At 49.1% G+C, this 19,535-nt stretch carries 15 protein-coding genes; 13 read left to right on the top strand and 2 right to left on the bottom strand.

Features of this window, described 5'->3' with window-relative positions; all coding sequences use genetic code 11:
* The first annotated feature begins 197 nt into the window (after positions 1 to 197).
* Positions 198 to 1,418, top strand: coding sequence for an ankyrin repeat domain-containing protein (locus tag O3276_RS11590; protein WP_332328257.1), 1,221 nt, complete (start codon positions 198 to 200; stop codon positions 1,416 to 1,418).
* Between the two features lie 184 nt (positions 1,419 to 1,602).
* Here the strand turns inward: O3276_RS11590 and sfsA are convergent, their stop codons facing one another.
* The gene (gene sfsA, locus O3276_RS11585; RefSeq protein WP_269675758.1) at positions 1,603 to 2,328 is read right to left on the bottom strand and encodes a DNA/RNA nuclease SfsA; all 726 of its coding nucleotides are present in this window, start codon (positions 2,326 to 2,328) and stop codon (positions 1,603 to 1,605) included.
* Between the two features lie 459 nt (positions 2,329 to 2,787).
* Between sfsA and dksA the strand changes: the two genes are divergently transcribed.
* The 9 genes from dksA to O3276_RS11540 all read left to right on the top strand — a co-directional run bounded on the left by dksA (position 2,788) and on the right by O3276_RS11540 (position 15,172).
* A complete protein-coding gene (gene dksA / locus O3276_RS11580) occupies positions 2,788 to 3,231 on the top strand; it encodes an RNA polymerase-binding protein DksA (protein WP_101745459.1) in 444 nt (147 codons plus the stop codon).
* 261 nt (positions 3,232 to 3,492) lie between these two features.
* Positions 3,493 to 4,398: a tRNA glutamyl-Q(34) synthetase GluQRS gene (gene gluQRS / locus O3276_RS11575; RefSeq protein WP_269675757.1), complete on the top strand. Its 906-nt coding sequence runs from the start codon at positions 3,493 to 3,495 to the stop codon at positions 4,396 to 4,398.
* Positions 4,399 to 4,606: 208 nt separating this feature from the next.
* The gene (locus O3276_RS11570; protein WP_269675756.1) at positions 4,607 to 5,362 is read left to right on the top strand and encodes a hypothetical protein; all 756 of its coding nucleotides are present in this window, start codon (positions 4,607 to 4,609) and stop codon (positions 5,360 to 5,362) included.
* 98 nt (positions 5,363 to 5,460) lie between these two features.
* Positions 5,461 to 6,108: an alpha-ketoglutarate-dependent dioxygenase AlkB family protein gene (locus O3276_RS11565; protein WP_269675755.1), complete on the top strand. Its 648-nt coding sequence runs from the start codon at positions 5,461 to 5,463 to the stop codon at positions 6,106 to 6,108.
* Between the two features lie 175 nt (positions 6,109 to 6,283).
* Positions 6,284 to 9,112, top strand: a complete 2,829-nt coding sequence (locus tag O3276_RS11560) for a hypothetical protein (RefSeq protein ID WP_269675754.1) — start codon at positions 6,284 to 6,286, stop codon at positions 9,110 to 9,112.
* A 447-nt stretch (positions 9,113 to 9,559) separates the two neighbouring features.
* The gene (locus O3276_RS11555; protein ID WP_269675753.1) at positions 9,560 to 12,121 is read left to right on the top strand and encodes an ATPase; all 2,562 of its coding nucleotides are present in this window, start codon (positions 9,560 to 9,562) and stop codon (positions 12,119 to 12,121) included.
* Complete coding sequence (locus tag O3276_RS11550; protein WP_269675752.1) at positions 12,052 to 12,657, top strand: sensor histidine kinase; 606 nt, start codon at positions 12,052 to 12,054, stop codon at positions 12,655 to 12,657. The genes O3276_RS11555 and O3276_RS11550 overlap by 70 nt, the downstream gene beginning before the upstream one ends.
* The gene (locus O3276_RS11545; RefSeq protein WP_269675751.1) at positions 12,654 to 14,027 is read left to right on the top strand and encodes a sigma-54-dependent transcriptional regulator; all 1,374 of its coding nucleotides are present in this window, start codon (positions 12,654 to 12,656) and stop codon (positions 14,025 to 14,027) included. The genes O3276_RS11550 and O3276_RS11545 overlap by 4 nt, the downstream gene beginning before the upstream one ends.
* A gap of 455 nt (positions 14,028 to 14,482) precedes the next feature.
* A complete protein-coding gene (locus O3276_RS11540) occupies positions 14,483 to 15,172 on the top strand; it encodes a hypothetical protein (protein ID WP_269675750.1) in 690 nt (229 codons plus the stop codon).
* Positions 15,173 to 15,349: 177 nt separating this feature from the next.
* On the opposite strand, the gene O3276_RS11535 is transcribed toward O3276_RS11540, so the two are convergent.
* The gene (locus O3276_RS11535; protein ID WP_269675749.1) at positions 15,350 to 16,705 is read right to left on the bottom strand and encodes an MFS transporter; all 1,356 of its coding nucleotides are present in this window, start codon (positions 16,703 to 16,705) and stop codon (positions 15,350 to 15,352) included.
* Between the two features lie 391 nt (positions 16,706 to 17,096).
* Here O3276_RS11535 and O3276_RS11530 point away from each other — a divergent pair, with 391 nt between their 5' ends.
* From O3276_RS11530 to hfq, 3 genes are all read left to right on the top strand, one after another.
* Positions 17,097 to 17,891, top strand: a complete 795-nt coding sequence (locus O3276_RS11530) for a hypothetical protein (RefSeq protein ID WP_269675748.1) — start codon at positions 17,097 to 17,099, stop codon at positions 17,889 to 17,891.
* 151 nt (positions 17,892 to 18,042) lie between these two features.
* Complete coding sequence (gene miaA / locus O3276_RS11525; protein ID WP_269675747.1) at positions 18,043 to 18,948, top strand: tRNA (adenosine(37)-N6)-dimethylallyltransferase MiaA; 906 nt, start codon at positions 18,043 to 18,045, stop codon at positions 18,946 to 18,948.
* A 330-nt stretch (positions 18,949 to 19,278) separates the two neighbouring features.
* A complete protein-coding gene (gene hfq, locus O3276_RS11520; protein ID WP_101745449.1) occupies positions 19,279 to 19,524 on the top strand; it encodes an RNA chaperone Hfq in 246 nt (81 codons plus the stop codon).
* Positions 19,525 to 19,535: the final 11 nt, after the last annotated feature.

Below are 19,535 nucleotides of genomic sequence, written 5' to 3'. Positions count from 1 at the left end.
CCGGGAGGCTGGCCGGAAATAGACTGCCCTACACGGCAACTGCTCCTGCGTAGCTCTGGCTCCTGCATCCATGCAGTCGTGCGGTTGCAATCAATTGGTCTAAAAATTTGCTTTTGTTCAGCAAATCCTATCTAAACTGGACACAGCACCCGAATAGCAAGGGTCAGGAAGGTAACCTATCGACGGATCAAACCTGAATTTCTATTGAGGGAGTACGTCACATTATCAACATTCTGGCTGAAGCAGCTGAAGATGGTGCCCTTGCCAGGGTCGAAACCCTTCTGGCCAACGGGGCTGATCCGAACAATTACCTATATGCCTGTTACACCCCGCTGCAGCATGCCGCTAAGGAGGGTCACCATGCTATTGTCAAGATCCTGCTGGCCTACCGGGCTGACCCGAACCTCACCCGGGGTTTGATGTCAGCCTTACACTTTGCCGTTGAATATGGTCATCTTGATGTATACAAAACCCTGCTACCTGTTACCCATCAGCTGGACTGGAACAGACTGTTACAGGGCTTTTCCTTTCATGGATGGGAGGATCAAGTTGAAGTGGCATTGGCCAAAGGAGCTGACCCGAACACTCTTGTAGATGGCCACGCCCCGCTGCACGGGGCAGCTGCCGCTGGTCACCTTGCTATTGTCGTGGTCCTGCTGGCTAACGGAGCTGCCCCGAACATTCTCGGAAATGGCAATTACACCGCGCTGCACAGGGCAGCCATCGCTGGTCACTCTGCTATTGTCGAGACCCTGCTGGCCTCCGGGGCTGACCCGAACCTCAAGTGCATGAATGGGTTGACAGCCTTGCAATCTGCTGTTGACTGCGGTCATCTCGAGGTGTACAAAACCCTGTTACCTAAAGCCCATCAGCTGGACTGGAACAGCCTGTTGCAGAAATTTTCCATTCATGGATGGGCGGATCAAGTTGAAGTGGCGCTGGTCAAGGGGGCTGACCCGAACAGGCCCGGAGTTGTCAACTACACCCCGCTGCACCGGGCAGCTGATGCGGGTCACCTTGCTATTGTCGAGACCCTGCTGGCCAGCGGAGCTGACCCGAATATGCCCGGAAAGGGCGGTCATACCCCGCTGCACCAGGCAGTCAATGCCTGCCTCGTTGCTTGCAAAGATCGCAATGCGATTGTCGAGACACTTCTGGTAAACGGGGCTGATCCGAACCTCAGGGATAAGCATGGTCGGGCCGCCTGGCAACATGGAACGCCTGCAACAAAAAACATCATCCAGAATTTTATTTCTGTCCCTCGTTTGCCGTCTCTCAAATCGCGCTGCCGGAGCAGCATCCGGGGCCGATTGATCAAACACCTGGATCGCAACAAGCTGCCAATGAAGCAGGCGGTCAAGTCGCTGCCGCTGCCGTATTCGGTAACGCAGTACATCTACCTGCCGCTGTCACGGTAGAGCGAGCCGGAGCTACCCTGGCAGGCCATAGGTGTGCCATATCTCCGATTCCTGCGGTTTACCTGAACGCCTGCACAGCTAAAAGGCAGCGACAAAAATTCCAGTGCCACGATTCATATTGCTCAGTGCTACAACTCACATCTTCGTTCTCACGGGCACCGAACAGAACCAGGGCATTGGGTTGTTATCCAACCGGCAACTGCCGGACCAAGGTAATGTTGTCCGGCGACATGTCTGCCCCCCAGGCCATCACCTCCACGCCAGCAGCAACCGCCTTTTGCAGTTCTTCTGCATAAACCGGATCAATCGCCTGTGCCGCCGCCACATGGTCAATACCGGTATGCTGAACGCAGAAAAACAACACGGATCGATGGCCATCAGCAACCATCTGGGTGAGTTCTCGCAGATGTTTGGTGCCCCGGCTGGTGACGGCATCCGGGAACAGGCCAAGCCCATTCCCCATTGCCAGCGTGACACTTTTAACTTCCACATAACAGTTAGGCAGGCCCTCCTGTTGCAGCAGCAGATCAATTCTGCTCTTTTCTTCACCATAACGAACTTCACGGCGGACGCTCTGGTAGCCGGACAGCTCTGACACCTGGCCAGACCGCACAAGCTCCTCAACCAGGGCATTGGCTCGTCCGGTATTCAGCCCTGCCAGGGTGAGGCGTTCTTCGCCGTTAAACGCCACCGGAATTTCCGCCTGTTCCCAGGTACAGGGGTATTTACGCCGGGGATTTCCTGAGTCGGAATACCATACCCGATACCCCGGGTAGAGGCAGTTTTTCATGGAGCCGGTATTCGGGCAATGCAGGGTAATCTGTGAGCCATCAGCCAGCTCAACATCGGCCATGAAACGTTTGTATCTTTTTATCAGGCGGGCCTCAGATAGCCTATTATCGTATTTCATCAGGGGTGCTCATTACTTAATTTCATTAATTTACGTATTGAAATTCTAAAATAGCATCCTAAGATGCCGATTCATCATACCTGACCCTACAGGACTGACAGGCTCTCTGAATCCATTGGGTAGCAGATTCGGAGAATATTATCAGTTGACCTGAGTACAGGTTTTGGTCAATGTCAGAAAGCGGATGACATTTTTTTATGGCGTCTTGCCATGGGTTTTGGTAGTTTCTCCGCTTCTTTAAGGAAGGCAAGAGGCAAGTGCCAGGAGCTTTTGTTCTCGCCAGGCACCCGTGGTGTTGACCTTGGCTTTCAGGGAGCCGGTTTACCGGCAGTAACAGAGGGATCGCAGAGGCTGCTTTCAACAGGCAGAACGCGAGCGCCTCTAAATGGAGAGATCCAGGATTCTTGCTCATTTGAGAGATCCCCTGGCTCATGAATAGAAGGTGGTGAGGCTGTAATCATGTCAGCACAGAAAAACGCGGATACAGGCAATCTGCTCAAATCGTATACCCCCTACCAGGAAAAGGATGGGGAAGAATACATGAACGAGCAACAGATCGCTCACTTCACCAGGATCCTGCAAAACTGGAAGCAGGAGCTGATGGAAGAAGTGGATCGTACAGTGAACCATATGCAGGATGAGGCCGCGAACTTCCCTGATCCGGCGGACCGCGCCAGTCAGGAAGAAGAGTTCAGCCTTGAACTGAGAACCCGTGACCGTGAGCGTAAACTGATCAAGAAAATCAACGATACGCTGTCCCGGATCGAAGAAGACGATTACGGTTTCTGCGACAGCTGTGGCGTAGAAATCGGCATTCGTCGCCTGGAAGCCCGCCCCACTGCTACGTTGTGTATCGACTGTAAGACACTGGCCGAGATCAAGGAAAGACAGCTGGGTAACTGATGTACCCGGATGATGAATCAGACTATGGTACGTTAGTACCATAGTCTGATTCATTGTCGACCGGTTCTTTATAGTTAAGGAACTGTCCTGAAATCACTTCGACATTTCTACAGACGCTACCCGAAAAGCCGGAACCGTTTGTGCTTTTGCCGGTGGCGGCCAGCGACCTTTTCCCCGACTGAGTAAAATGATGAAGTTATTCCGGGACAAATCCTGACGGCACTCACTCAAGACCACTTGCCTGATTGATCATCACTTCCTATGGGCGACACACTGAGCACCCCCTCCTACGTTGGACGTTTTGCGCCGTCTCCTTCCGGCCCTCTGCACTTTGGCTCTCTGGTTGCGGCACTGGCCAGTTATCTGGATGCTCAGGCCCATCAGGGAAAATGGCTCGTGCGCATGGAAGACATTGACCCGCCAAGAGAACAGCCCAAAGCGGCCGACCTGATTCTCAAGGCGCTGGACGTTTATGGCCTGCATTGGGATGACAGCGTGCTGTTTCAGAGTGATCGCAGCGAAGCCTATGACCAGGCCCTGGACACTCTGCTCCGTACCGAGAGACTTTACCCCTGTACCTGCACCCGCAAGAAACTGGCCGGTTTGAACGGTGTGTACCCCGGTTACTGTCGCCATCATCGTGGCATCCCAAACCAGCCCCATAGCCTCAGGCTGTTGTGCCATGACGATATCATGCAATTTCAGGATCGTATTCAGGGCGATCAGCGGTTTGATTTAAGCGCCCTTGGTGATTTTATTCTCAAGCGCAAAGATGGGCTATACGCCTACCAACTGGCCGTTTGCGTTGATGATCACTTTCAGGGGGTTACCCATATTGTCAGGGGGGTAGACATTCTGGATTCAACCCCGAGACAGCTCTATCTGCAAAGCCAGCTACAGTATCCGCACCCGGTCTATGCCCATGTTCCGGTGATTACCCGGAACCCCGGCCATAAACTCAGCAAGCAAAACCATGCGCCCGCCATACCACTGGACAACCCCCGTCCACTGATGATCAAGGCATTGTCGGCATTTGGCCTGAAACCAGAGCCAGACCTGTTGATGAACTCTGTTGAAGAGATCCTGTCCTGGGGAATAAAAAACTGGACCATGAGCAACATGGCGGGAAAAAAAGAGATTTTGCAGAACTCTCTGGACGACCGTTGACGTTTTGCGGCAATTCCAGCGAAACGGGGAGTCTGAGCTCAGACAGTCGCCATAAACCCGAAGGACGGGCAATGAAACGTCAACAGACCCCGGGCAAGCCTACCGTTATCCTGTCGAACATGTTATATATGGTTGAATAAATCCTGTCCAGAGGCCTTCAGGCACCTGGAAATGGGCCACAACAAAAAGATGTGTTCAAGGAGCGAATATGTCGATAGTCTTTAAAACAGCTCTGGCTGCTGCTCTGTCATTTTTCGCCGTAAACCTGACGGCAAATACCCTGACTTTTTCCTCTTTGAGTGGTACTTCCAGCAGGCCTGCGGCAGAGAACCCTGACTTCTGTGATGCCGCGAGACGAACCCGGGAACAGCTTATACGTCAAGAACCGTCTATAACGATGAAGTCCCCCATTCACACACAAGGTGTATCATCCTGCTTTACACCGGACGAAAACCTGATCTTTGTTGCCACACTGGAAGCTCAAAGGGTGCTCGGACCCAATGCCCCCTGGTATACAGAACTCAGCCAGGATGTAAAAAGCCGCGTAACCGAAGCCTGCGGCATCATGGGCTTTGAGAACAGTAAAGTCAGCCGCGCCTACGACTACTGTCTGGAAACCCGACAGGAAGAGCTGTTGAGTCCCTACGTAGAAAAATTTGCCAAAGAGTCCAGTAAATATCTCCGTAAACGTCAGCAGGTGGCGGACAGCCTGGTGGTTCGTTGTGATGCCTCGTTAAGTGTAAAACGCAGCCGCCTCCCCAAAGGCATGCGTTTCCCGGTGGCATGGTACAACTCGGACAGCCAATCCGTACCCAGCTGGTTACTGGAACAAAAGCTGGATGATGACCAGTGGCTGGAACAGATAGGCAAATTAAAAATTGATAATATTATGGTCGATGTTCTGGGTAGCGATTGTCCCGGTGAAATGATTTACTGGGTCACTTACGATGCGCCTGGACTGTAAACCTGCAATAGTCTCAGACTCTGTTGGCGCAAACCTTCATACACCGGCAGACCTGAGACGTGCACTGGTGCTCAAGTAAGTTGTCAGGAGCCCGAACATTGAATACCTTCAGCGCCGTTACAACACCTCCGGAAATATACACCCCTGCCGATGCCCGCCTGCTTTTATGGCCGCAGATCATCCCCGAACCCACAGGATGTCAGTTGTACTCAGAGCTGCACTCGACACTGCCCTGGCAGCAGGAACAGATAACCATTTACGGTAAAACCCTGCCGGTGCCCAGACTCCAGGTTTGGATGGGGGATCCTGATGCACACTATCAATATTCAGGTCTGGCGCTTTCTCCACAGCCATGGAGTCAGCCCGTTATCGCTATTAAACAATGGGTCGAAACAATCTGTTGCCATCGCTTTAACTCGGTATTAATCAACCTTTATCGCAGTGGACAGGACAGCAATGGCTGGCACAGTGACGATGAGCCGGAATTAGGCGAAAACCCGGTGATTGCCTCATTCAATCTGGGCGCGACACGACGATTCCGGCTGCGCCACAAATACCGAAAAGACATCCAGCCTTACACTTTTGACCTGACCTCAGGCTCCCTGTTGTTAATGGCCGGAACTACCCAAAAATACTGGCAGCACTGCCTGACAAAAACAGCAAGACCAGTAGAGCCGAGGATCAACTTGACCTTTCGTCGTGTGATTACACGTCTCCCCGACGAACAACGGGCAAAAAACGGATAGCAAGATAATCACCGCAAAAGCAAGACATTAGCCTCAATCTTACTCCAAGGTTGAAAGTGAACTTATTTCCACTGCAATAATCAAAGAACAACAGTAAAAATATTTAATAAAAGGAATTTAATTAATTATTTCAGCTGGTTAGTTACACATTCAGTTTGCAAAAAGGTTTACCACAATGGCTAATACGTCCCAGACTTATATAACCGAAAACCCTCAGGATCCAAGTTTCTGGCTAATGCCTGTCACGGGCTCACCGGAGCACCCTGTGCCAGCAACTGGTACTTTTCACTCACGAGAGACCTTGATAAGACCATTGGAACTGCAGGAATTGAAGGTTCGGGGATTTTCACAACAGGAAATTGAGGCTGCAGAGAAAACATTGCGAGAAAGAAACACCACCCCCAGCTATAACGCCATATCCCACTTTCTGTCTTCAGAGTCTGGCACTGATGCTTCCCCTCTCTATCACCAATTCCGTGAAGCCATTAACCAGACATCAGGCGTACAGGGTAAAATCCGTCTGGCGGATGAGTTGAGAAAATATTCGGATATGTTAAAAAATCAGGCCAAAAACAATCGTGACCAACACTACGCCTCCCTGTGGCCCGATAGAGATAAAATTAAAACCATCGTTGGGGGATGGCCTCCTCCGCTCGTAAAGCAAGCTGAATATATCAAAACTCACTGGCCAGAACTGGTAGTAAAAGGCGATATGGTGTTTAACTTCGGTTCGACATCAGAAGTTTGTTTCAACGACTATGGAGGCTACAGTAAGACCCCATCACCGTTAGGGTATCTGGCCTTTTTCCGCCTGATCAAAGACATCTGGTTCGACGCCTTAATGAGTAAAAATCTATGCACCGTGAATAGAGTTAGCCATCTGCTTATTTCCTTTACCAAGGCGATATCCGACAATACCATAGAACGTAAAGGTGGTAGTCGAAAAGAACAATTTGACAATGTCATTCAACGGGAGCTGGAAAAAGGCATCTCATCGACTTACGATATTGGCGCTTTTGCTTTTCTGCTGGTAACCAATCCACCATTATGGCAGGGCCATAAGAATGAAACATTAAAATTGCTGATCAGTAGAGCTTTTAACAATAAGGAAGAACAACTGGCTCCCCTGTATTCTCAGTGGCAGGATCCGGACAAGCAGGATCAGGCTTGCAAAACTGTCGAGTCCAAGGTAATCCCCAAGATCACCATTGCTTCGCTTTATCTGGACAGCATTTATGACTACCTGATGAAATATAAATTAAAGGGTTTTCTGACTAGAGGAACACTAGAAGAAATAGCCAACGGAAGATACTTCGATAGCACCACTAATCAGTTAGCAAACCCCATTAAAATGCCTGACTGGAAGACATTACCGCCTATTCCTGGAATAAAAGAAACGCTGTCTCAATTTTATGCCAACCCCTGTCATCAAAAACTTTTTTTAGGAACAGAAGAATTCAAGGCATACCAGCAAGAACAAAGGCAACTGAAAGCCAGGCAACGGTTCACTGATGCCATTACAAATACCACCAGGCAGATTAAAAAAAAGAAGGCAGAGTTGATTAAGAAGCAATTCAAAGAGCAGGGATTTGCCGCCAGAAAGGATAGTCTGGGCAACATCAGCTACGGAGAGGCCTATTATAAAAAACGTAAAGAATACATTAATTACCTTAAGGTGCAAAAACTGGCCGTTGAACAACAAATTGGCGTTCCTGTTCCCTTTAAAGCAACTGCTGCACAACTGGACCTGGTACTTGCTGCCTTTAAAAAATTACCCACTGCCGAGCAACGGTATTGGCAAATGAGCCCTGCCTACGCACAAAGTACAGCCATTCCAGACCTATTGGGTGATTTAACACTGACTGAAGATTCAGGACCTGAAGACATGTTGGCCCATGAGCACGAAAAGCTGCTGGAACAACAAAGCAAATTTATTACTTGCCGCTGCTCAGAGTGTACCATTTGCGAAGCGACCCGTTATCTCTGCGAATGTCGGAATGGTTTGAAGCAGAGAGTTACCAAAAGAGAGAACAAAAACAGAGAATTTATGCTGAAACAAAATATTATTAAAAACATTGAGGCCTGTTATTCAAAAAACTACTCTACAGAAGGCACCCTCGTGCCTGAGAAAGATAAGCAGACAGCACTGCCTGCAACACAGACACCAAACCGAAATAAGAGAAAGCGCACACAACTCTCTGGTGATTGTAAGAAAGTCTCCCCTTCCGGTTCTTTCGCTAAAGTGTCTCGCTATGAGCACACGCTCAACGATGAAAGCCAGTGTAAGAAAGAACACCGTCCGGCTTGTATGATTGACAGGCTCCATCGCGAGCTGGTTAACGAAGTATTAAATAAAAAATTTAAAGTCCCTGAAACAGTCAAAAAACGTCAGCGACTTTCACCAAAACCTGCCGGGCAACGAAAATACGATAAAGTGTTGAGTCAACTTTATAAACATCATAAACATGATACTGACAAACCGCTATACAAGATGAGCACGACTGAAATCCTTGAGTGGTTTGCTAAAAACCCGAAACAGGCAGAGGCTGCCATTAACTATTTGCAGGGCAAGCCACAGTTGGTCAAGTCTCTGTTTACACCAGGCACTCTGAAGTTTGCAACGCCCAAGACACTGGCGGCTATTCCCTGCCAGGTGATCTACCACGATATTGAATCATTTAATAAACACCTCAATGCCCTGGCAACCAAAAAGAAGAATAATTTTATTCCTCTGGATAATAAAAAAGTGAAGGGTTTTTACCTTCATAAGACATTCTGTCTTGCCTGTCGTACAAATTTTGGCCAGAGGCGTGAGCTGCAGGCTCATTTACAAGCAACGCATCAGGCCACCATGGATAAAACGTTTGCCGATATCCGGGCAATGGGGTATAGGTCGATAGATGAACCTGACACGCTGGACTCACCTGTCGAAAATATGGAAAAAATCCCCTTCCATCAACAGTCACAGGAATTTTCAGCCCTCTTCGAGCATGAGCGTGTCTAATACATGGTTTCAATGAGTTTGACGGGTTGTCGTGCCTCCGCACTCCGTTCGTCCTGAGCTTGTCGAAGGACCCATAGGGCCTAAAGGCGGAAACTCCGGACTCTGATAGATCGTGCCAAGCACCCTTCGACTCCGCTCAGGGTGAACGGAGATCGTACACGTCAAACTCATTGAAACCATGTACTAGGAGCCTGACCGAGAATAGACTGCCAGTAATCTTTTGCGGTTTACCCATATAACCATTACCATGTCCGTCCAACGGCAAAACTGCACAGACGTAATATGTATATCTACCGCCTGGTTCTGCTTCTGGTGATCGGTATTTACCTTTTTCTCCAGCCATCATGGGCTGGTGGATTACGTTTGGTGAACAGTGGTATCAGCCCTGGATACTCTGGTTCATCCTGATTGTCGCGGGCTTTACCCTTCAGATCAGGGGTAACAGCGATGAGCTTTGAACTGAAGTATATCGTTCTGGCCAGTGTTGCCTATCTGGCGGTTCTTTTTCTCTGTGCCTGGGCGACGGATCGAGGCATCATCCCGCGCAGAGTGGTTCATCACCCGGCAACCTATGTTCTGTCCCTGGGCATCTATGCCAGTAGCTGGGCCTACTATGGCAGTATCGGGGTTGCCTACGACGATGGTTATGTTTTTCTCGGTTTTTACTTTGGCCTGAGCGGTGCATTTTTATTAGCACCTGTCCTGCTGGTGCCAATATTAAGAATAACCTCCACCTATCAACTCAGTTCTCTGGCCGATGTGCTGGCCTTCCGTTTCCGAAGCCCCGTGGCGGGTACGCTAAGTACACTGCTGCTGCTGTTTATCACCTTTCCCCTGCTGGCTCTGCAGATACAGGCCGTGGCAGACGGCGTTTATCTGCTGAGCGATGACACCTCTCCGGAAATGCTGGCCTTCGGTTTTTGTATTATGGTCACGTTACTGACCATGATGTTTGGTACCCGACACCTGGCCAGCCGCCACCAGCATGATGGTCTGGTGGTGGCAATTGCCTTTGAGTCGCTGCTGAAACTGCTGATTATGGCGCTGCTGGGCGGCGTCGTCATCGTCGAAGTGTTTGGTGGTTTTTCCGGATTAAACCACTGGCTTGAAGCCAACTCTGAGGTCATCATCGGGATGAACTCTCATCTGGAAGATGGCCCCTGGCGAACAACGCTGTTGATGTTTTTTGCCTCTGCCGTGGTTATGCCCCACATGTTTCACATGACCTTTGCCGAAAACCGCGACATAAAAATGCTATTCACTGCCAGCTGGGGCCTGCCATTCTTTTTATTACTGTTGAGTATTTCCACCCCTCTGATTCTCTGGGCGGGTCTCAAAATCGGCAGCCCTTATCCGCCTGAGTACTTTCCACTGGCTATTGGCCATGCCGTGGATAGTGAATGGTTGACCATCATCGCCTATATCGGTGGGCTTTCGGCGGCCAGTGGCCTGTTTATGGTGACCTCACTGTCACTGTCTTCCATGCTGTTGAATCACGTCATCCTGCCGCTTTATCAGACCCTTTATCAGTCCGGAGAGTCGGCCCAGGTCCAGATGAATATCTACCGCTGGCTGACCAATGTAAAACGTCTGATTATCGCCACCCTGATCCTCGCCTGTTATGGCTTTTACCGGCTGCTGCATAACGAGGTGGACATGTACAGCCTGAGCATCGTCGCCTATGTGGGAGCCCTGCAACTGTTGCCTGGTACTCTGTCTACGCTCTATTGGGGCCGGGCAAACCATAAGGGGCTGATTCTCGGTATTCTCTCTGGAACCACAGTCTGGTTCTTTACCCTGATGCTGCCTTTAACCATGGGACTTGAGATTTTCCCAATCCGCAGCGTCAACTTTGGCACCATCACTAACGATGGCTGGTATATTGCTGCCGTCTCATCACTGGTGGTGAATGTGCTGGTGTTTTACCTGGTCTCCAGCTTTACCAGGATGCCTGATGAAGAGCGCAGTGCAGCGGCCGCCTGCCTGGTTCGTGAAGTACGTCAGCAGCCCTACAAAATCCCCAAGGCCCGCTCTTCCTACGAATTTCAGGAGGTGCTCAGTGCCCCTCTGGGGCCGGTAGCGGCGCAGACGGAAATCAATAAAGCCCTGACCGATCTCAATATGAGACCGGACGACAACCGTCCGCACTCCCTGAGACGACTCAGGGAGCGTATTGAGAATAATCTGTCCGGGCTTATGGGACCCACCATTGCCCATGACATCGTCGACTCCTTTTTGCCACTGGATGTTGATAATGATTACGTCCCCAAAGATATCCATTTTATGGAATCCCGGCTGGAAGCGTATCACTCAAAACTGACCGGTTTGGCTGGTGAGCTTGATAGCCTGAGACGTTATCACCGGGACACATTGAACAGCCTGCCCATGGCCGTCTGCTCCATTGACGCTGCCATGGAGAGCACGTCGGTTGATCATCCTGAATCATCGAACAACACCGGCGAAGTGATGCTCTGGAATCAGGCCATGGCAGAATTGACCGGCATTCCTGCCGGTGCTGTTCTGGGGATGCCCCTGAAGACCATTCCTGCTCCCTGGAACCAGGTCCTCAATGATTTTATGCAACTCCCCGACAATCACCTGAACAAGCACTGTGTTGAAATGGAGGGCAGCACCCGCTATTTCAGCCTGCACAAAGCCGCAGTTCAGGCACCGGTTTCCGGTACCGGTGGTAATCAGGTCATGTTGCTGGAGGACCAGACAGAAACCCAAATGCTGGAAGAACAGCTCTTTCACAGTGAACGACTGGCGTCTATCGGGCAGCTGGCCGCCGGTGTTGCCCATGAAATTGGCAACCCGATTACCGGTATAGACTGCCTTGCCCAGGAGATGAGCGCACTATCATCGGACCGGATATACAACAGAGTTCCCGGCAAATACTGGAACAAACCCAAAGGGTCAGCCGCATTGTGCAAACACTGGTGTCTTATGCTCACTCTGGTCAGAAAGGGGGAGAGCAAAACGGGCACAACGGTGATTCTCCATCGGTAGCCGAACCCGTAGAGGTATTCAGAACCATCCAGGAAGCCATCAGTCTGTTGCAATTGAGCCATAAGAACAGCAATATCGTATTCCGTAATCTGTGCATCGATGGTCTCTGCGTCAGCGGTAACAGCCAAAAATTACAACAGGTGTTTATCAATCTGCTGAAAAATGCCGCCGATGCCTCAGAGGAAGGCACTGGCACGGTGGAGAGTGTTGTTTCCGTCAGCACCACAGCCAACCAGCACACGGTCACCCTTCGTTTTGAAGATCAGGGGCATGGCATTCCCAAAGCCATTCAGGAAAGGCTGTTTGAGCCATTTTTCACCACCAAAGAAGCGGGTAAGGGAACGGGCCTGGGTCTGGCTCTGACCTGGAATATTATCGAGGAACATTTTGGCAGTATTCAGGTGGTGAGCCCTTTGGATCCACTCACAGGGCGGGGGACCTGCTTCATCATTTCGCTTCCACGCTACGAGTCTGACTCAGTGAAGACGGTAGACACAGGGGAGCAGCCGTTGGAATTTCAGGGGGACATGGCATGAGTCAGGAGCAGATACTGATTGTCGAGGACGAAGAAATTATCAGGTCGTCGCTGCGTCGTCTGCTTGAACGACAGGGATATTGTATTACCGAGGCAGGCTCTGTTCACGAAGCGCAAGACTGCCTGACACAACAGTCTTTTTCGCTGATCATCAGCGATTTGAGGCTTCCCGGTAAGCCCGGTACTGAAATGATCAACCTGGCCAATGGCATCCCGGTACTGATTATGACCAGCTATGCCAGCCTGAACTCGGCAGTCTCAACCATGAAGCAGGGGGCCGTGGATTATATTGCCAAGCCCTTTGATCATGCAGAGATGATTCAGCGCGTGGCTGAAGCTATTGAAAAGCAGGCTGTTCAGAGTACCGACAGCGATGCGGAACAGGGCAACAATGAAGCGATATGCTCCGGCGATGGCTTTAATGACATTCTGGGACAGTGTGATGCCATGCAGCTATTGTTCCGGCAAATACAGAAGGTGGCCCCAACCGATGCCACAGTATTGATTCAGGGTGAATCAGGCACCGGTAAAGAGCTGGTTGCCAGGGCCATCCATGAAAACAGTAAACGCGCCAATGGCCCGATGATTTCTGTCAACTGTGCCGCTATTCCGGAAACACTGATTGAATCAGAACTGTTTGGCCATGAAAAAGGGGCATTTACCGGGGCTACCGCCGCCAGAACCGGTCTGATCGAAGCAGCCAATGGTGGCACACTGTTTCTTGATGAAATTGGTGAGCTGCCACTGGAAGCCCAGGCCAGGCTACTTCGAGTGCTTCAGGAAGGTGAAATTCGTCGTGTCGGTTCAGTACAGTCCCAGTCGGTTGATGTGCGACTGATTGCCGCTACTCACCGGAATCTCCGTCAGCTCTCTGCACAGAATGAGTTTCGTGAAGACCTCTACTATCGACTGAAAGTGGTGGAACTGCGCATTCCGCCACTCAGGGAGAGAGGCAGTGATATCCTGATGCTGGCGGAAAAACTGCTGGCCAAAACCTGTGGCAAAATGGGGCTGGACGTCTTCTCAATGGCTCCCGAAACCATGGCGGCCATTTCCCAGTATCAGTGGCCCGGGAATGTTCGCGAAATGGAACATGCCATCGAACGGGGTGTCATTCTTTCTGAAGACAATATCATCACTCCGGAAAACCTGGATATTGACGTTCGTGTGAAGCAGACCCTGTTTCGTCAGGATGCCGAAGAACTTCAGGATGGTCTGACTCTGGAAGACTACTTCCAGCGTTTTGTTCTTGAGCACCAGGATCAGATGACCGAAACCGATCTTGCGCAGAAACTGGGTATCAGTAGAAAAACACTCTGGGAGCGGCGCCAGCGCCTGGGTATTCCGAGAAAGAAAACAGCGGCGACATAAGTAGCTAACCATATGAAATCATACATTTCTGACTCCTTGTTCAGGTACTCTGCTTCGTTACAACTCCGGTCACATAGCTACGGCTATGCTCCCTCCGTTGTGCCTCGCATAGCACCTGCCCAAGTAGCCAGAAATATATGATTCCATATGGCCAGCTACTTAGTGCATGGTTTCAATGCAATTGATGGGTTCTTTCTATCAATGCCTCCCAAGCTCCGTTCGTCCTGAGCGGAGATTGTACACATCAAACTCATCGAAATGATGTACTGGATTAGTCATGTGTGACAAATAGATTAATTGTACTTTAGTACCGTTAACGAGGTGCTATTTTTCACCCCTTTTAACCCGAAAAAGATAAATGAATACATTTTATGGAATCTTTTCATAAATAAGAGGTCTTATATAAGTACGAATAATAATATCAATTCCTGTTTGACGGGATTCAGGAGGTTTATATGCGCTTTGATGATGGTTCCAAAATAGTAGGTTTCTTCTCGAATGTCTGGAAAGAAGCAAGTGATAATGATGCCCAACCTGATCAGTGTCAGAACTGTTTAAATTTTGGTTATAGATTGGTCAAAACGTGTGTAGTGGCGGTTTTCTGCCCAAAACCATCGGAAGATGACCCGGCAGACTTGACAACGCCGTTACTGCCTAAAGCCGATCAAGGTGTTGTGGCTAAACAACCAGATCGGAACGATATGTCAGAATCGGGTCCAGATTCGGACCTATATTTTGTGGGGAGGTATGAAGCTGAGGCCCAAGGGACTGTCCCTTTCGAGTCTTTTGGGGGTGGTGCGTCCGAACCCTGGGAAAATCACGAGTCTTTGTTGTGTGGTTCGACCGAACCCGAGGAAAATCACGAGCCTTTGCCGGGTGATTCGCCCGAACCCGGTAAAAATTACCAGTCTTTGGTGGCTGAATCGCCCAAACCCGAGGAAAATAACGAGTCTTTGGTGGCTGAATCCCCCAAACCCGAGGAAGATAACGAGTCTTTGGTGGCTGATTCGCCCAAACCCGAGGAAAAGTACGAGCCTTTGGTGGATGAATCGCCCAAACTCAAGGTAGATTACGATACTTTGGTGGTTAATTTGTCCCAACCCGATGTAAACGTCACTAACGAGCAGTTAGGGGTGAAAGAATAAAAAGGATTTACACATGGTCATTGTCTGCAGCCATTAGTCCAGTGTCAGGGCGACAAAAAGCTGATTTCAAATTGAATAAGATGTCTTTGGCTTATTAACTTGAAAAAGTTCAAACACTAAAGTCGAATCCTTGTCAGTTCAACTTCAAAGGATTTTGAAGTTGAACTGTTCCAGACATCAGGCGGGCTGTCCGCTTAAGTCTGCGTCACTTTCACTGGCTGATTTGATCTTGGATTCATCCCACATTACAAAGTAGATAAGCGCGCATATAAACAGTGCCGCAGCAGGCAAGAGGAACATTAGTGCATCGATGCCGAGCAATACTGAGGCTGGCTGTGTTTCCTGTTCTGCCTGATAGCCAATAAAAGATAACCCCGTACCCGCGATGAAACCTGCCAGTGCCTGCCCCATCTTACGGGCAAATGAATAGCTGGAATAGATGACGCCTTCCTGACGCTGACCAGATAAGTAAGAGTTGTAGTCAATACTGTCAGATACATTTGCCCAGATCAGCAAATTAGGAAGTAGCATCAGTGGAATGCCCACAAAGAGCCACAGGAACATGACATAAATTGAGTCAGGCAGTAAAAAGCAAACGGTAGCGGTAATACCGGCTGACAGAAATCCGGTAATCATAATTTTTCGGGTACCGAACTTTAAGGCGAGCTTTCCGATAAACGATGAAATGAGAAGGATAGCAAGAACACTGACCGCTGAGCTTAAGGATATGAACCATAGTTGGCCATCCAGGTTCTCAGTCAGGAAATAGTAGGTAATGGCACTCTGGGCCATAAATGCTGCCAGCATAAATGCGGAAGATATACTCACACAGAGAAATAATGAGTTTTTCCGCAGAGAGGCGACACCCTGAAAAATGTTAATGTTTTCGGTTGAAGGCTCATGTCGTATATATTCAGCTGTATACCGGTAGGACATAAGATAGGCGATCATGGCAAAAGTGCTGACGAAGACAGCAGAGTACAAATAACCTTTGGCAAAGTCATCGGCAAAAATCGACAGGAAAAGTGGTACGGCAATGTTTCCTACGACATTGCCAGCCATACTACCGACGCCTCTGGCAGCGGAAAGAGAGGCCCGCTCACCTTTATCATTGGTCATCACCGTCGCCAGTGAACCATAGGGAATATTGATAAAGGTATATGCCATGCCCCAGACAATGTAGGTGGCGTAAGCCCAAATCAGTTTTTGTGGGTCACTCAGGCCCTGTGGTGCCCAAAACACAAAAATGGCTGCCACCGCAACAGGCCAGCTGCCTTTTATCAAAAAGCCGCGAAACTTGTCCCCGGTATGCTTGCGGGTGAAGAGTTTGTCACAGAGAGCACCCATGATCGGATCATTCACCGCATCCCAGATTCTGGCAACGAGAAACAGCGTCCCCGCTGCAGCGGCAGTAATACCCAATACATCCGTATAATAAGCCAGCAAGAAAGTGGACATCATACCGAAGGTCAGTGTGTTGCCCAGGTCCCCCATGGCATAGCCAACTCGATTGAGTTTGGTAATGGTCTTCATTGTGTCGCCTTTTTTTAATTGTTTTTGTTCTATAGATTTTTTCGGCTTGCCTTAAGAGCTCGAGTTCAGAGTTTGTAATGTACGACAGTGCGCTACAATGAGCAAATAAGGGGCTCTTACCGTGGAGCTGATAAATGTCAATAAATGAATAAAGCGGCAGCATTTTCAGAAAGATTTCTGGCAGATTTTCAATTTTTTACCATCATGGAGTGTTGATTATCTGCCTTTGAGTCATGAATTAAAATATGCGATTGTCCTGTACCGTTTTCTCCCTGGTTCAGATACGGATCGGGTATTGCGTTGGTGTTTCAGCCAACCGTCAATCGCTGGATTAACTTGGACACTTTTTCTATGCAATTTCAGGTGAAAAAAATTGTGAAGAGGGTGGGGTATGGATCCTGCATTATTGGCTAGTAGATTAAACTCGTTATCTATTACGAGTACCACAGACCAAAGTAAAGTGGGTACAGAGGAACCATCAGACAACGGTAATCCAAAAATAATGGATGCCAGGGCAGTTAAAAATAAATTACCGCTGAAAGAAGAAGATATTTATTCTCAGGTATTAAATATTCAAGGTATCAGTGATCGATTAATTCAGTACCTTGGACTGGATGACCTTCGTCGATTAGGTGCTTCAATAATAAGCAGTTCAGAGTGTAAGCCTTTATTTTTCAGCGCTAGAGAGGAGGTGAGAAATATTGTGTTTACTCCGGTGGAAATTGATGGTTCGCTCTGGGAGGGTAATTATGCATGGTATTCTTTTTTAGTTGATGATGGTTCCTGGGAAACACGGGGGACGCCGCAGCCCGGTATGGTCGAATACACAACTGAGTGCAGGGAGATTGACAAAGTCTTCTCATACCAGGAGGGTGAAAATGAAGGAGAAAACTGGATCATGTTTGGCGAACTAAAGGATGGTAGTGTTTATAAGTTTGAGGGGGGGTGTGATTATACCGGATTTGGTTGTATAGGTGGCGGGGAGCTGATATTGGCACCTGGCTGGAGAAATTTGTTTGATCATGTTACTGCTTATGACATTAGCAGTTTTATCGATAATTTGAACCAGGGCTCAGTAGAATTAAAACAAGCCTTGAATGATATTTCTGATTCTAAAGACCTGAATGAAGTATTAGCGCAATTGTTTTCCGATAAAATTATCCCAGACTGTTTGCAACTAAGGTAGAATGGTCTGGCTTTTGAAAAAATGAAATATCGGGTCTCCCTGCATTGTAAAAAAAGACCTTCCCTATAGAATCACATTTTTATTATTTTCAGGTACACATTCTCCTATGTCCGCGCATGAGGAAAAGCGGCTCCCTCCCGCTGTATTTTTGATGGGTCCTACCGCTTCAGGCAAAACTGACCTTGCGGTAGCACTCAGCAAAGAGCTGCCTTTTGAGATCATCAGTGTTGACTCGGCACTTATTTATAAAGGGATGGATATTGGCACTGCCAAGCCGGAACCTGAGGTTCTGGTGGCAGCGCCTCATCACCTGATCGACATTCTTGATCCGGCGGAATCTTATTCAGCCGCCGATTTTCGACGGGATGCCCTGGCGTTGATGGCCGATATCACCGCCCGTGGGAGAATACCTCTGCTGGTTGGTGGTACGATGATGTACTTTAAGGTGCTCAGGGACGGTATGGCGACCATGCCCGCTGCCGATGCCGGGGTTCGTCAACGGCTGCTGGATAGCGCAAGGGATCGGGGTTGGGCATCTTTGCACCAGCAGCTCTCAGGCGTTGATCCGGAAGCAGCACTGAGAATAAAACCCTCGGATACCCAGCGCTTGCAGCGCGCCCTGGAGGTTTATGAGCTGACTGGTAAACCGCTGTCTCAATGGCACAGGGAGCAGAAGGAACAATGTTTACCCTATGGCATTGTCAGCCTGGCGATGGCTCCAAAAGACCGTTCTGTGCTCCATGAACGCATTGCACTGCGTTTCAGAATGATGCTCGAGAACGGTTTTCTGGAGGAAGCAACCCGGCTTTATCAGCGTGGGGACCTGAATGTTACCATGCCTTCTGTCCGTTCCGTTGGTTATCGTCAGGCCTGGTCTTACCTTGTTGGGGAACTAAGCTACGATGAGATGGTCGAAAGAGGTATTATTGCGACCCGACAACTGGCTAAAAGGCAGTTAACCTGGCTCAGAAGCTGGCCTGATATTCACTGGCTTGATACGTTTTCCAACAACCTGCCGGGTGATGCCTTGAAAGTTTTGGAGGGTGCCCTTAAATAGCATCGGTATAATTCATAGTCATGAGGTAAAGTGCATAGCCCTGAGGAATGCCAAGGGTGTAAATGTAACTTTCTTCCATAAACCATTGGCTGTTTAGACTTATTGCTTAATAAAGTAGTACCTTAGAACCTCTAATTGTTCCGGCAGGACTGGTTGGAGTAGCTAGTATTACTTATTGAGTGCGGTGTTGGGTTAGCTTAATGTGAGTCGGCATTTCATAGGCTGTACATATATTGAACAATGAGTACTGGCACAGCCGGTCCAGCGGATAGTCCTCCCCAAAGTGAAACAAGGCTATTCAAAAACCCGAGAATTAAAAGGAGTACAGAAATGTCAAAAGGGCATTCTCTACAAGACCCTTACCTGAATGTGCTGCGTAAAGAACGCGTGCCGGTTTCTATCTACCTGGTTAATGGTATTAAGCTTCAGGGGCAGATTGAGTCTTTCGATCAGTTCGTTATTCTTCTCAAGAATACGGTGAGCCAGATGGTTTACAAGCACGCCGTATCAACTGTCGTTCCCAGCCGTCCGGTTCGTTTGCCGATGCAGGGTACTGATCAGCCTGAGAATGAGTAATTCTGTTGATG

The organism is Endozoicomonas sp. GU-1, assembly GCF_027366395.1.
Lineage (GTDB): Bacteria > Pseudomonadota > Gammaproteobacteria > Pseudomonadales > Endozoicomonadaceae > Endozoicomonas.
Note: the sequence above shows the minus strand (reverse complement) of the source record. Positions and strands in the feature narration are given on the sequence as shown.